The following is a 13,690-nucleotide window of genomic DNA, read 5'->3' on the forward strand; positions in this document are numbered from 1 at the left end:
CGGGCGGCGGTGCCGATGTCCCTGGCGCCGCCCAGCTTCTGGTTCTCGGCGGCTCGGTCAGGCCGACCCACGGTTCGGGGCAGGCGGTTCCGGGGGCCGGACAGAGCAGGGCCCCGGAACCGGCGCAGGGGTCCCGGGGCCCGATCGGAGGGCGGGCGGGATGACCGCCCGCCGCAGGCGTCACACGCGCCGCAGGACCGCGACGACCTTGCCCAGGATGGTCGCGTCGTCGCCGGGGATCGGCTCGTAGGCCGCGTTGTGAGGGAGGAGCCAGACATGGCCGTCCTCGCGCTTGAAGCGCTTGACGGTGGCCTCGCCGTCGAGCATGGCGGCGACGATGTCGCCGTTCTCGGCGACCGGCTGGCGGCGGACGGTGACCCAGTCGCCGTCGCAGATCGCGGCCTCGATCATGGAGTCACCGACGACCTTGAGCACGAACAGCTCGCCGTCGCCGACCAGCTGCCGGGGGAGGGGGAAGACGTCCTCGACCGACTCCTCGGCGAGGATCGGCCCACCGGCGGCGATCCGGCCGACCAGCGGGACGTACGACGCGGCGGGTTTGCCCGCGGTGTCCGTGGGCTGCACGGTGACGGCCTGGTCGGACCCGCGCACCTCGTACGCGCGCGGGCGGTGCGGGTCGCGGCGCAGGAAGCCCTTGCGCTCCAGTGCCATCAGCTGGTGCGCCACCGAGGACGTGCTGGACAGGCCGACGGCCTGCCCGATCTCCCGCATCGACGGCGGGTAGCCCCGCCGCTGCACCGAGTCCCGGATCACCTCGATCACCCGGCGCTGCCGGTCGGTGAGGCCCGAGCTGTCCGCCCGGATGCCTGGAGGTCGGCCCGGCAGGGAACGCTTGTGTCCCTCGGGATTCACGGCTTCGTTCATGGCATGCACCGGGTCGAGTCGGCCCTGGGAGCGGTCCTGGGCGGTGATGGTGGCACTGTCTGCGGTCGTGGTCACGTCGGCCCCTCTCGATGGTCTCCCTGCTGGACAACGGTAGTTGCTTTCGAAAGGTTGCGCCAAACACACGTTCGAGTGAAAAAACGCGGTTCACCGTACGTGATCGCATGTCTGGGTGTATGGCTCACGCGGTACCCGGCGGGCAAAAGGGCCCATTGTTGTACTCTTCACCGCCGGGGGACGGCCTTGTGGGTGTGCCCAGTCTGCCATCCGGACCGCCGCCGACCGGGATGTCCGTCCCCATCTGCGCCGGAGTCGCACGTGACCTCCGTGCGGCGCCCACGGTATCTCCGTATCCGCCGTAGCGGTACGTGTGCGACACGCGCAACCTGGTGATGTAACGGCCAATCACCACATCTAGTGGTTGGATTGCTACCGCAGCCCACAAGTTGTGGTCCCCCGGGTCTCCGGTCTCTCTGAGATCGCCTATGCTTGGGGCTGCTTCGAGGGGTCCATGTGGCCCAGCGAGGCTGTTGAGTCTGCTGTGAGGAGGGTTGGAGATCATGCACTGCCCCTTCTGCAGGCACCCCGACAGCCGTGTGGTCGACAGTCGTACGACCGACGACGGCACGTCGATCCGCAGGCGCCGCCAGTGTCCGGACTGCTCCCGTCGTTTCACGACCGTGGAGACGTGCTCGCTCATGGTGGTCAAGCGGTCCGGAGTCACCGAGCCGTTCAGCCGTATCAAGGTCATCAACGGCGTGCGCAAGGCATGCCAGGGGCGGCCTGTCACCGAGGACGCACTCGCCCAGCTCGGCCAGCGGGTCGAGGAGGCGGTGCGGGCCACGGGAAGCGCCGAGCTGACCACCCATGACGTGGGGCTGGCCATACTCGGCCCGTTGCAGGAGCTCGACCTGGTCGCCTACCTGCGATTCGCCTCCGTCTACCGGGCGTTCGACTCGCTCGAGGACTTCGAGGCCGCGATCGCGGAGCTCAGGCAGGCGGCCAAGGACCCCGTCGTGGACGACGAAGACGCGGCAGCGGGGGGCCAGGAGGACGATCACGGGCCAGGCGGGGGCGCACAGGTGCCCGCACCCGTTCACGTCGCCGGCTGACGGGAGGACCGGAACAGGGCGGAGGGCCCGGATCCGGTTGTCGGACGGCGATCCAGGACTTGTCGCGGGTGGCAGTTGAGGGCGCCCGGGACGTGAAAACAGAACAGCGTGTCACGGGAACATCGTGGCATTTCAGGGCGTTTTAGCCCGTAGAGGGAGGCGGCATGACAGAGACGGCGAGCGGTCCGGCACGGAGTTCCCGCGCGAAGGGCACCAAGGCCACCAAGGGACTGCGTATCGAGCGCATCCACACCACCCCGGGCGTGCATCCGTACGACGAGGTGAGCTGGGAGCGCCGTGACGTCGTCATGACCAACTGGCGCGACGGCTCGGTCAACTTCGAGCAGCGTGGCGTCGAGTTCCCCGACTTCTGGTCGGTGAACGCGGTCAACATCGTCACCAGCAAGTACTTCCGCGGTGCCGTCGGCACCCCGCAGCGCGAGACCGGCCTCAGGCAGCTGATCGACCGCATCGTGAAGACGTACCGGAAGGCCGGCGAGGACTACAGGTACTTCGCCTCGCCCGCCGACGCCGAGATCTTCGAGCACGAGCTGGCGTACGCCCTCCTGCACCAGATCTTCAGCTTCAACAGCCCCGTCTGGTTCAACGTGGGCACCCCGCAGCCCCAGCAGGTGTCCGCCTGCTTCATCCTGTCCGTCGACGACTCCATGGAGTCGATCCTCGACTGGTACAAGGAAGAGGGCATGATCTTCAAGGGCGGCTCCGGTGCCGGCCTGAACCTGTCCCGCATCCGCTCCTCCAAGGAACTGCTCTCCTCCGGCGGCAACGCCTCGGGACCGGTCTCCTTCATGCGCGGCGCCGACGCCTCCGCGGGCACCATCAAGTCCGGCGGTGCCACCCGCCGCGCCGCCAAGATGGTCATCCTCGACGTCGACCACCCCGACATCGAGGACTTCATCGAGACCAAGGTCAAGGAGGAGGAGAAGATCCGCGCCCTCCGTGACGCGGGCTTCGACATGGACCTGGGCGGCGACGACATCACGTCCGTCCAGTACCAGAACGCCAACAACTCGGTCCGCGTGAACGACGAGTTCATGAAGGCGGTCGAGCAGGGCGGCCAGTTCGGTCTGCGCGCCCGCATGACCGGTGAGGTCATCGAGGAGATCGGCGCCAAGTCCCTCTTCCGCAAGATGGCCGAGGCCGCCTGGGCCTGCGCCGACCCGGGCATCCAGTACGACGACACGATCAACCACTGGCACACCTGCCCGGAGTCCGGCCGGATCAACGGCTCGAACCCCTGCAGCGAGTACATGCACCTGGACAACACGTCCTGCAACCTCGCCTCGCTGAACCTGATGAAGTTCCTGAAGGACGACGGCAAGGGCAGCCAGTCCTTCGAGGTCGAGCGCTTCGCCAAGGTCGTCGAGCTCGTCATCACCGCGATGGACATCTCCATCTGCTTCGCGGACTTCCCGACCCAGAAGATCGGCGAGAACACCCGCGCCTTCCGCCAGCTCGGCATCGGCTACGCCAACCTCGGCGCCCTGCTGATGGCGACCGGCCACGCCTACGACTCCGACGGCGGTCGCTCGCTCGCCGGTGCCATCACCTCCCTGATGACCGGCACGGCGTACAGGCGCTCGTCCGAGCTCGCCGCGGTCGTCGGCCCGTACGACGGCTACGCCCGCAACGCCGACGCCCACAACCGCGTCATGCAGCAGCACGCCGACGCCAACACCGTGGCCGTCCGCATGGACGACCTGGACACCCCGGTCTGGGCCGCCGCGACGGAGGCCTGGCAGGACGTGCTGCGTCTCGGTGAGAAGAACGGTTTCCGTAACTCCCAGGCGTCCGTCCTCGCCCCGACCGGCACCATCGGTCTGGCGATGTCCTGCGACACCACCGGCGTCGAGCCCGACCTCGCCCTGGTCAAGTTCAAGAAGCTGGTCGGCGGCGGCTCGATGCAGATCGTCAACGGCACGGTCCCGCAGGCCCTGCGCCGCCTGGGCTACCAGGAGGAGCAGATCGAGGCGATCGTCGCCCACATCGCCGAGAACGGCAATGTGATCGACGCCCCCGGTCTCAAGCAGGAGCACTACGAGGTCTTCGACTGCGCCATGGGCGAGCGCGCCATCTCCCCGATGGGCCACGTCCGCATGATGGCCGCGATCCAGCCGTGGATCTCCGGTGCCATCTCCAAGACGGTCAACATGCCGGAGACGGCGACCGTCGAGGAGGTCGAGGAGATTTACTACGAGGCCTGGAAGCTCGGCGTCAAGGCGCTCGCGATCTACCGGGACAACTGCAAGGTCGGCCAGCCGCTCTCCGCCAAGACCAAGGAGAAGGAGAAGGAGGAGGTCACCGCGAAGACCGAGGCGACCATCCGCGAGACGGTCGAGAAGGTCATCGAGTACCGCCCGGTCCGCAAGCGCCTCCCGAAGGGTCGTCCCGGCATCACCACGTCCTTCACCGTCGGCGGCGCCGAGGGCTACATGACGGCCAACTCCTACCCGGACGACGGCCTGGGCGAGGTCTTCCTGAAGATGTCCAAGCAGGGCTCGACCCTCGCGGGCATGATGGACGCCTTCTCCATCGCGGTCTCCGTCGGCCTTCAGTACGGCGTGCCGCTGGAGACCTACGTCTCGAAGTTCACCAACATGCGCTTCGAGCCGGCCGGTATGACGGACGACCCGGACGTGCGGATGGCGCAGTCGATCGTCGACTACATCTTCCGCCGCCTGGCGCTGGACTTCCTGCCCTTCGAGACCCGCTCCGCGCTCGGCATCCACTCCGCCGAGGAGCGCCAGCGGCACCTGGAGACCGGTTCGTACGAGCCGTCTCTCGACGACGACGAGGTCGACGTCGAGGGCCTGGCCCAGTCGGCACCGCGGGCCCAGGAGCTGAAGGCCGTCGCCGCCCCGAAGATCGAGGTGGCCAAGCCGGCTTTGAAGCAGGCGCACACCAGCGCCGAGCTGGTGGAGATGCAACTGGGCATCCAGGCCGACGCCCCGCTCTGCTTCTCCTGCGGAACGAAGATGCAGCGAGCCGGTTCCTGCTACATCTGCGAGGGCTGCGGCTCGACCAGCGGCTGCAGCTGACGGGTCGGTGTGACGTGAAGTAAGGGGCGTCGGCCATGGCCGACGCCCCTTACCGTTCGCCTGTCGCGGGCGGGTGGCCGTCCCGTGTCAGGGGCGGCCGAGTCCGCCCATCTCCCGGCTGAAGACCACCGGGTCGTCCTCGAAGCCGTGCAGCCCGGGCCGGAGGCTCCAGTCGCCGGAGCCGTCGCGCACGAACTCCGCGACGGTGGCGGCCGTCGCCCCGAGGACCGAGCCGAAGTCGTCCTCGGCCAGCACGGTGTAGCCCTCCCGGACGCGGACGGCCGGGTTCAGGACGTTCACGAACGTCCGGTGGGTGGAGCGCTGCTGGATGACGACTCCGACGACCACGCGCGCGTACCGGCTGCCGAGCCGGTCCAGTTCGAGGGTCATCACCTCGTCCCAGCCGAAGCCCTTGCCGTCCTGGCTGTCCCGGTTGAGAAAGATCGTGCCGTCGGGCGAACGGCTGTCGAAGTGCACCAGATAGGCCGGAGTTCCGTACGGGTCAGCCGCCGTGAACGTCCCGGCGACGACGTCGAGATCGGTGGGCGGCTGCCCGGAAGGGCTCGGATCCCACTTCACCGCGACCTCGACCTTGCGGATCGCCTTGCTGAAACCGCTCACCACGCGTCCCCTTCCCCCTAGAGGTCACTTACCCCAACTGATGGTTTGCCAAGGCTCTTTGTCCATCGTGCCACGCGCGCGGGGGCGTATGCGCGGGTGATCTCCGCCGGAGCGTGACCGGCGCCACGCCCCATGGCCTTACGATGGCGCGGTGCTGGTCAAGTGGATTCGCTGCACCGTGGTTGACCGCCGGGGCTTCGAGCGGGGGCAGCGGAAATGGGCGGGGCTTCCGGGGGAGCCGGGATTTCGGGGACAGGGCGGGGGATGGAGTCGACAGCGACCTGGAGTGGCGCACATCTTCGCCTTCTGGGAGAGCCGTGCCTTCTACGACTCCTTCATGGCGCGTTCGCACGACCGCCTGGCCGCGTCCCAGGTCGGCACGTACAAGGACCAGCAGGTCAAGCTGTTCGAGTACCGGTTCGACGTGAAGACCGGCTTCGAACCGAGGTTCACGGACAGCGACCTGGTCCGGGTGGCCCTCTGCCGGGTGCACGAGGAGCGCGTCGAACACTTCACGCTGATGCAGGAGAAGGTCTGGAACCCGGCCATGGCCGGCTCGCCGGGCATGATCCGCGGCATGTTCGCGGAGGCGCCGGAGCACGAGTTCATGATCCTCTCGATGTGGCGGTCGGCCGCCGAGCACGGCAAGTACCGCACCGAGCGGGTGGAGCGGCTGGCGCTGCGCGCCCAGACGGAGGCCGACATCGCGGCCCTCACGGGTGACATCGTGGAGCTCGAGCCGAGCTGGATCGTTTGAATATCCAACCCTTGATTTGTGTGACCTGCGCTGTATGGGGCCCATTCGAGTGCTCGATTTTTCGTCACTCGATCTAGGGTTTTGGCATGGCACGACCACGGCGCATCGTCCTTGTCCGGCACGGCGAGTCAACCGGCAATGTCGACGACTCCGTGTACGAGCGGGAACCAGACCACGCACTGGCCCTCACCGAGCGGGGCTGGCGGCAGGCCGAAGAGACCGGAAAGCGCGTTCGGGAGATCTTCGGCCAGGAGCGCGTCAGCGTGTACGTCTCGCCCTACCGGCGTACGCACGACACCCTCCGCGCCTTCCACCTCGACCCGGATCTCATACGCGTCCGCGAGGAGCCCCGGCTGCGTGAGCAGGACTGGGGAAACTGGCAGGACCGCGACGACGTACGGCTGCAGAAGACGTACCGGGACGCCTACGGGCACTTCTTCTTCCGCTTCCCGCAGGGCGAGTCGGGGGCCGACGTCTACGACCGCGTCGGCGGCTTCCTGGAGAGCCTGTTCCGCAGCTTCGAGGCGCCGGACCACCCGCCCAACGTGCTCCTGGTGACCCACGGCCTGGCGATGCGGCTGTTCTGCATGCGCTGGTTCCACTGGACGGTCGCGGAGTTCGAGTCGCTCTCCAACCCCGGGAACGCCGAGATGCGGATGCTCGTTCTCGGGGACGACGGCAAGTACACGCTCAACCAGCCCTTCGACCGCTGGCGGGACCCCGAGCCGCACTGGATGAGCGGCTAGGCTGGCCGCGATGACCTCCTCCTCCGAAACCCCGATCCCGGGGCGCCTGGAGCGCGCCCTGGCCAGCCTGCGCGGACTCGCTGTCGGCGACGCGCTGGGCTCGCAGTTCTTCGTGCCGGTGAACTACCCGCTGCTGAAGCGGCGGGAGCTGCCTCCGGCCCCCTGGCAGTGGACCGACGACACCGAGATGGCCTGCTCCGTCGTCGCCGTCCTGGCCGCCCACCACCGCGTCGACCAGGACGCGCTGGCCCACTCCTTCGCCGCGCACCACGACTTCGACCGGGGCTACGGCCCCGCGGTGAACCGCCTGCTGCGCCTCGTCCGGGAAGGCGGCGACTGGCGCGAGCTGGCCGCCGGTCTCTTCGACGGGCGAGGGTCCTGGGGCAACGGCGCGGCGATGCGGATCGCGCCCCTGGGTGCCTGGTACGCGGACGACCCGGAGCAGGCCACCCACCAGGCCGAGATCTCCGCCTACCCCACACACCAGCACCGGGAGGCCGTGGCCGGTGCCATGGCCGTGGCAGCCGCCGCGGCGCTGGTCGCCGCGCCCGGCGGCCCGCCGAGCCCCGAGGCGCTCCTCGACGGGGTCGTCGCGCTCGTCCCCAGGAGCGCCGTCGGCCAGGGCCTGCGGCGCGCCCGCGACATGCTCGACTACGGCGACGCGGGCACCGTCGCGGCCGTCCTGGGCTGCGGACGCCGTACGACCGCCCATGACACCGTTCCCTTCGCGCTCTGGTCGGCGGCACGCGCCCTCGGGGACTACGAGACGGGGTTCTGGGCCACCGCCCAGGTGGGCGGCGACGTGGACACCACCTGCGCCATCGTGGGCGGCGTGCTCGCGGGTGCCGGGGCGGGAGCGCCGTCGGCCGCGTGGGCGGAGCGGACAGAGGCCCTGCCGGAATGGGTGCCGGCGGGGGTCGGCACCGGCACCGGCACCGGCGTCGGCGGATGACCGGTTGAGACCGCGCTCGCACCGCGTGCGGCGACGACGACGCGGTGCGAGCCCCTTCGGAGCCGGTTCGCGCGGAAGGCCGAGCCGGCTCGCGTGCAGAGCTGCGTCGGTTCGGGTGGAAAGCCGAGCCGGTTCGTGTGGAAAGCCGTGAGGCCGCGCCGCCCCGGAGACGTCGGGGACGTGCGAGGAGGCCGGGTCTGCCGTCCTGTGGCGGGCTCCGTGTCCGAGGACCGTCGAAGCGTGCCGTGGTGAAGCCTCGTCCTCGTCACTCCGAGGCCGTTCCCGTCCTCCGCGGCCCAAGCTGAATCCCGCGATCCGCATCGGAAACGCTCCGTACCTGGCGGGAACTCTGCGTGACTGCCTGGCGTTTTCCCGGTAGCCGTGCCACCAGGCGCATGTGCCGACGGAGGGCGGAAGGCGTAGTCGCGGGGGAGGTGTCGGTCGTGTGGGTCGGGTCGCCGCTTGCGATGCTGTGCGCCGTGCTCGTGATCGCGGCGTCGGCGGTCGGGATGCGGACGGCCGGACCTCGGCCTCTGCCGTCTGTCCCCTGGCGGAGGTCCGGCCGTCCGCGGCTCCGCGCGGTCCCGGTGGGCTCAGCCCACCCCAGGGCCGGCCGTGCCGGCGAGCGCTTCGAGGTCGCTCTTGCGGACCTTGATCACCAGCCAGGCGGTGAGCAGTCCGAGCCCGGCCATGACGGCGGCGGGGACGAACGCGGTCGAGATGCCGTGTGCGAGCACCTCGTGCCCCCACGGTGCGGGCAGCTGACGGGTCTTGGCGAACTCCGCCTTCTGCTCCGGCGAACCATCGGCGAGGAACTTCGGCAGTTGCTTCTTCGCCTCGTCCTTGCTGGCCGAACCGAACACCGTGGTCAGGATGGACAGACCCAGCGAACCGCCGACCTGCTGCATGGCGTTGAGCAGACCGGAAGCCGCTCCGGCCTCGTGCTGGGCGACACCGGAGACCGCGGTGACGGTCGCCGTCACGAAGTTCAGCCCCATACCGAAGCCGAAGACCAGCATGGGCCCGAGGATTCCGCCGAGATAGGAGCTGTCGGGCCTGATGAACGTCTGCCAGGTGAGTCCGACGACCACGAGCGCCGAACCGGTCATCATGAACGGCTTCGGTCCCAGGACGGGCAGGAAGCGCTGCGAGAGCCCGGCGCCGACGGCGATGGCCGCCGTCACGGGCAGGAAGGCCAGACCGGCCCTGATCGGGCTGTAGCCCAGCACGTTCTGCACGAACAGCACGATGTAGAAGAACATCCCGAACATCGCGGCGGCCAGACTGAGCATGATCACGTAGGTGCCGGAGCGGTTGCGGTCGGCGAACATCCGCAGCGGCGTGATCGGTTCCTTCGCCCTGGTCTCGATGAAGACGAAGGCGAGCAGCAGGACCACCGCGGCGGTGAACGACCCGAGTGTCAGACTGTCGCGCCAGCCCTCCTCCGAGGCCCGGATGAAGCCGTAGACGAGGGCGGCCATGCCCAGCGTGGAGGTCATCGCCCCCGCGATGTCGAACCGTCCGGGGTGCCGTTCGGACTCGTTGATGTACCGCGGGGCCAGAGCGGCGATCAGCAGTCCGATCGGTACGTTGACGAAGAGCACCCAGCGCCAGTCGAGCCAGTCGGTGAGCATGCCGCCGGCCAGCAGGCCGATGGCGCCGCCGCCTGCGGAGACGGCGGCGAACACGCCGAACGCCCGGTTCCGCTCGGGACCTTCGGGGAAGGTCGTGGTGATCAGTGCCAGCGAGGTCGGCGACGCGATCGCGCCGCCGACACCCTGGAGGGCGCGGGCGGCGAGCAGCTGCCAGGGTTCCTGGGCGAGACCGCCGAGCAGCGAGGCGAAGGTGAACAGCAGGATGCCGGTCATGAACACCCGGCGCCGGCCGAGGATGTCGCCGGCCCGCGCGCCGAGGAGCAGCAGACCGCCGAAGGTGAGCGTGTAGGCGCTGACCACCCACGTGAGGTCCGTGGTGCTGAAGCTGAGCGCCTCTTGAATGTGCGGGAGCGCGATATTCACAATCGTCGCGTCAAGTACCACCATGAGCTGGCAGGCGGCAATCACGGTGAGCGCGATGCCGGGGCGCCCCTGCCGGCGGGCGGCACCCGGTTTCTGGTCCGGTATCAGCTGAGAGGTTGTCACTATGGATCCCCCACGAAGGTGTTAGTGAACGCCAGCGTTCACTGTCGTGCCAACGGTAGTGAGTCCTCGGTAGAGAACGCAAGCGTTCACTTAATCGCGCGTCGTGTGCCGCGTCCCCCTTTGCCGTCACGCGCCGCGCCCCCCCCGGCTCAGGAAATCCCGCTCCCCTCGCTCGCTGGAGAAACATCAGATGGTTACCTCGCGCTGGACTGCCGCTGCCCCCCAGGCGGCCTCCCCTCGTCGGCGCGGTGCGGTCCTCGAACGCGCGATCCTGGACGCCGCCCTGGAACAGCTCAGCACGGTCGGCTGGAACGGCCTCACCATGGAGGGCGTCGCCGCCGGTGCCCAGACCGGGAAGGCGGCGGTCTACCGCCGCTGGCCCTCCAAGGAGGAACTGGTCGCCGACGCGCTCCAGGCCGGCCTGCCACGCCTGGAGGAGGCCCCCGACCTCGGAAGTGTGCGCGAAGACCTGTTGGCCCTGTGCCGGCAGGCCCGGGACGCGATGTTCTCGCGCCCCGGCTTCGCGCTGCGGTCCGTGATTCACGAATGCGATCCCCTGCAGGTCGAGCGGTTCCATGGGGTGATCTTCGACGGGGTCGTGGGACCGACGATCCGGCTCATCGGCGACATCGTCACCCGTGGGATTGAGCGGGGCGAGGTGCGCGCCGACGCGGCCAACGGCTATGTCATCGACGCCATTCCGGCGATGATGATGTACCGCAACAAGATTTCTGGAAGCGAATGGAACGACCAGGAGATCGAGGAGATGATCGACCGGTTCATGCTTCCGCTGCTGCTGTCGCGCGGGGCGTGAGCCATGGCTCCGGCGGCTCCCGGCGCGTTCCGGGAGGCCGGGCTGTCGCTCGGGGATCAGTGCGGCGTACCCTAAGGGCGCCATGCCGTACGAACCGCCTACTCACACCGTCGAGCGCTCCCTTCGCGCCACGACCGGAGCCAAGGTCATTGCCGGTGTCGACGAGGTGGGACGCGGCGCCTGGGCCGGGCCCGTCACCGTCTGCGCCGCGGTCACCGGTCTTCGCCGACCGCCCGAGGGCCTCACCGACTCCAAGCTGCTGACCGTCAAGCGACGTACGGAACTTGCCGAGGCGCTGCGGGAGTGGGTGACGTCCTACGCCCTGGGGCATGCCTCGCCGGAGGAGATCGACGCCTTGGGGATGACGGCCGCATTGCGACTTGCGGCGGTCCGGGCCCTGGAGGCCTTGCCGGTCCGTCCCGACGCGGTCATCCTCGACGGGAAGCACGACTACCTCGGTACTCCGTGGCGGGTGCGCACGGTCATCAAGGGTGACCGATCGTGTGTGGCTGTGGCCGCCGCCTCGGTGATCGCCAAAGTTCAGCGCGACAAAATGATGGCCGAACTGGGTATCGACCATGCAGACTTCGGATTTGCGGCCAATGCCGGGTACCCGTCGCCCGTGCACAAGGCCGCACTGGAGGAGCGGGGCCCCACCCCGTACCACCGGTTGACGTGGGCGTATCTTGATGCGCTGCCCCAGTGGCGGCACCTCAAGAAGGTCCGCAGCTGGGCGGAGGGAAGCGTTCCGGAGATCGAGGGTCAGCTCGGCTTCGACTTCTGACCTTCCAGTCGCACTGTTGTGCCACCCAGTTCACGTGACCTGCACCAATGTTTGATAAAAATCAGCTCATGCCTCTCATTCCCGAGGAGCCTCAGATTCACGAGAGTGCCCAGGGTCCCCGCGCCACTCCGGCCAGTGGCCGTACCGCGCCGACCCCTCGTCCCGTACCCGGCCCCCGCCCCGCGGCTCCGTCGCGTCCCGGTCGTCCCGGCCCTGTGCGGCCCACGCCGCCGGTGCAGCGCACGTCGCGTGACGTGGCCAAGCCAGGGCCGTCCGGCCCGGCCGTTCCCGCCGCGGCAGCGGCGGCCCCGCAGATCCAGCTGATCCCGGCCACGGTCGAGAGTGCTCTCGACGCGGCCGAGGAAGCAGTGGACCTGCTCCTCGAGTCGGGCCGTGCCCCCGGCGACGTGCTGGTGATCACCACCGGCGCGCAGCATCCGTGGGCCGACCACGAGCTGTCCTTCGGCGAAGCCTCCTACTGGGCCCAGCACGACGCGGGCGACGACGTCTTCTACGCGGACGCCGCCGTCGCCTCCCGTGCCGTGACCCGCGCCGTGGTCGTCGTCGCCGTCAACGGCGGACCCGACACCACTGCCGCCACCGCCCTGCCGCTGGCCCTCTCCCGGGCCGGTGCCCTGCTGATCGTCTGCGGCGACCCGCAGCGCATCAACTCGGTGCTGGGCGCAGGCGTCTGAGCTGCCTCCGGCACCTCTGGGACTCCGGAGGTACCGAAGGAGCCGCGGTGGTGACACTGCACGGTGGTGTCTCCGGCATGCCCGGACGACGGGTGCGGGCCGCTGTCCGTCGCGGCGGTGGCCGTTCGGCGGACAGAGAATCCGGCCGGACAGAGAATCCGGCCGGACAAGGATCCGGAGTGCGGCACCGGGCCGGTCCCTCGGGCGGACGGGACCGTGGGACGGCGGACGTCCGCGCCGGTTCGGAGCGCGGCCTGACACCGCCGAGCACCCCGTAGGGCCCCTTCACGGCGCCGCCCCCGGCGGGCGCGTGCCCGGTGCGTACTTCCTTGCGGGGGACCGGGTTCAGCGGGCCGCCGCGCGGCGCAGCACCTCGGAGACGGCGCCGCCGGTGCGCGGTGACAGTGGCGGCGCCTCGGACAGGGCGAAGGGCTCGGGAGGCGAGTCGGCGTGCGGGCGCCGTCCGCCGCGGCCCTCGCCGAGCACCTGCCAGCCGTCGTGCGTCAGCGTGATGTACGCCCCGCAGCGCAGCCCGTGCAGAGTGCACGCGTCCCGCAGCCCCCACATCCAGGCGCCGTCCTCCTCCGTCCAACGCGCGTCCCCCTCGCGGCAGTAGAGCAGGACGGCGGTCCGTACCGGGGTACGGCGGCGCAGGTCGTGCGGGATGACCCGGCGCAACTGCGCCAGCAGCGCGTTGCGGAACATCCAGCCGTCGGCCGGAGCCGAGCGCCGGCCGAAGGAGGCGCTGGCACACAGCCGCTCCTCCGGATCGAGAACGGCGACGACCGCGGTGCCCGGCCGGGGGCGATGCCGGGTGTGCAGACCACTGACGACCTCGCGTGGGTTGCGCAGCAGCGGTATTCCGGCGTCGGCCCATTCCGCGGGCTCGAGCAGACGACTGGCGGACGCGGCGGACGCGGACGTCGACAACGATGCCGCCGAGGACGGAGCGAATCCGAAGGTCACGTTCCTCCCTTCGGCTACGCGCCCACACTGCGGGCGAGATCGGATTCGGGGCCGCGCGCACCGCAGCAAAGCCCAACCGGATCACGGACGAGCCGTGCGGGGAGCGGACCTCAATTCTTGCTGTCGAACTTGGATGCGGC

At 69.5% G+C, this 13,690-nt stretch carries 12 protein-coding genes; 8 read left to right on the forward strand and 4 right to left on the reverse strand.

The features are described from left to right. Positions 1–180 precede the first annotated feature (180 nt). On the reverse strand, positions 181–960 hold the full coding sequence (gene lexA, locus AB0D74_RS20285) for a transcriptional repressor LexA (RefSeq protein ID WP_133028126.1): 780 nt from the start codon (positions 958–960) through the stop codon (positions 181–183). A gap of 503 nt (positions 961–1,463) precedes the next feature. On the opposite strand from lexA, the gene nrdR reads away from it, so the two are divergent. Both nrdR and AB0D74_RS20295 read left to right on the forward strand, forming a co-directional pair. Next, the gene (nrdR, locus tag AB0D74_RS20290) at positions 1,464–2,015 is read left to right on the forward strand and encodes a transcriptional regulator NrdR (protein WP_362588396.1); all 552 of its coding nucleotides are present in this window, start codon (positions 1,464–1,466) and stop codon (positions 2,013–2,015) included. Between the two features lie 164 nt (positions 2,016–2,179). After that, complete coding sequence (locus AB0D74_RS20295) at positions 2,180–5,074, forward strand: vitamin B12-dependent ribonucleotide reductase (protein ID WP_362588399.1); 2,895 nt, start codon at positions 2,180–2,182, stop codon at positions 5,072–5,074. An 87-nt stretch (positions 5,075–5,161) separates the two neighbouring features. On the opposite strand, the gene AB0D74_RS20300 is transcribed toward AB0D74_RS20295, so the two are convergent. Beyond that, on the reverse strand, positions 5,162–5,695 hold the full coding sequence (locus AB0D74_RS20300) for a TerD family protein (RefSeq protein ID WP_362588402.1): 534 nt from the start codon (positions 5,693–5,695) through the stop codon (positions 5,162–5,164). A 151-nt stretch (positions 5,696–5,846) separates the two neighbouring features. On the opposite strand from AB0D74_RS20300, the gene AB0D74_RS20305 reads away from it, so the two are divergent. From AB0D74_RS20305 to AB0D74_RS20315, 3 genes are all read left to right on the forward strand, one after another. After that, positions 5,847–6,452 carry a YdbC family protein gene (locus tag AB0D74_RS20305; protein ID WP_362588404.1) on the forward strand — a complete coding sequence of 202 codons (606 nt, stop codon included), beginning with the start codon at positions 5,847–5,849 and terminating at the stop codon, positions 6,450–6,452. 86 nt (positions 6,453–6,538) lie between these two features. Next, entirely contained in the window at positions 6,539–7,198 is a 660-nt protein-coding gene (locus AB0D74_RS20310; RefSeq protein WP_362588407.1) for a histidine phosphatase family protein, read from the forward strand. Positions 7,199–7,208: 10 nt separating this feature from the next. Further along, a complete protein-coding gene (locus AB0D74_RS20315; protein WP_362588410.1) occupies positions 7,209–8,150 on the forward strand; it encodes an ADP-ribosylglycohydrolase family protein in 942 nt (313 codons plus the stop codon). A gap of 593 nt (positions 8,151–8,743) precedes the next feature. On the opposite strand, the gene AB0D74_RS20320 is transcribed toward AB0D74_RS20315, so the two are convergent. Then, positions 8,744–10,291, reverse strand: coding sequence for an MFS transporter (locus tag AB0D74_RS20320; RefSeq protein WP_362588413.1), 1,548 nt, complete (start codon positions 10,289–10,291; stop codon positions 8,744–8,746). Positions 10,292–10,481: 190 nt separating this feature from the next. On the opposite strand from AB0D74_RS20320, the gene AB0D74_RS20325 reads away from it, so the two are divergent. The 3 genes from AB0D74_RS20325 to AB0D74_RS20335 all read left to right on the forward strand — a co-directional run bounded on the left by AB0D74_RS20325 (position 10,482) and on the right by AB0D74_RS20335 (position 12,584). Beyond that, a complete protein-coding gene (locus AB0D74_RS20325; RefSeq protein ID WP_362588415.1) occupies positions 10,482–11,105 on the forward strand; it encodes a TetR/AcrR family transcriptional regulator in 624 nt (207 codons plus the stop codon). Positions 11,106–11,187: 82 nt separating this feature from the next. After that, positions 11,188–11,889: a ribonuclease HII gene (locus tag AB0D74_RS20330; RefSeq protein ID WP_362588417.1), complete on the forward strand. Its 702-nt coding sequence runs from the start codon at positions 11,188–11,190 to the stop codon at positions 11,887–11,889. A 68-nt stretch (positions 11,890–11,957) separates the two neighbouring features. Continuing rightward, complete coding sequence (locus AB0D74_RS20335; protein ID WP_362588419.1) at positions 11,958–12,584, forward strand: hypothetical protein; 627 nt, start codon at positions 11,958–11,960, stop codon at positions 12,582–12,584. A 345-nt stretch (positions 12,585–12,929) separates the two neighbouring features. On the opposite strand, the gene AB0D74_RS20340 is transcribed toward AB0D74_RS20335, so the two are convergent. Further along, positions 12,930–13,550, reverse strand: coding sequence for a hypothetical protein (locus AB0D74_RS20340; protein ID WP_362588422.1), 621 nt, complete (start codon positions 13,548–13,550; stop codon positions 12,930–12,932). Positions 13,551–13,690 lie beyond the last annotated feature (140 nt).

The sequence above is a fragment of the Streptomyces sp. NPDC048278 genome, assembly GCF_040652195.1.
Lineage (GTDB): Bacteria > Actinomycetota > Actinomycetes > Streptomycetales > Streptomycetaceae > Streptomyces.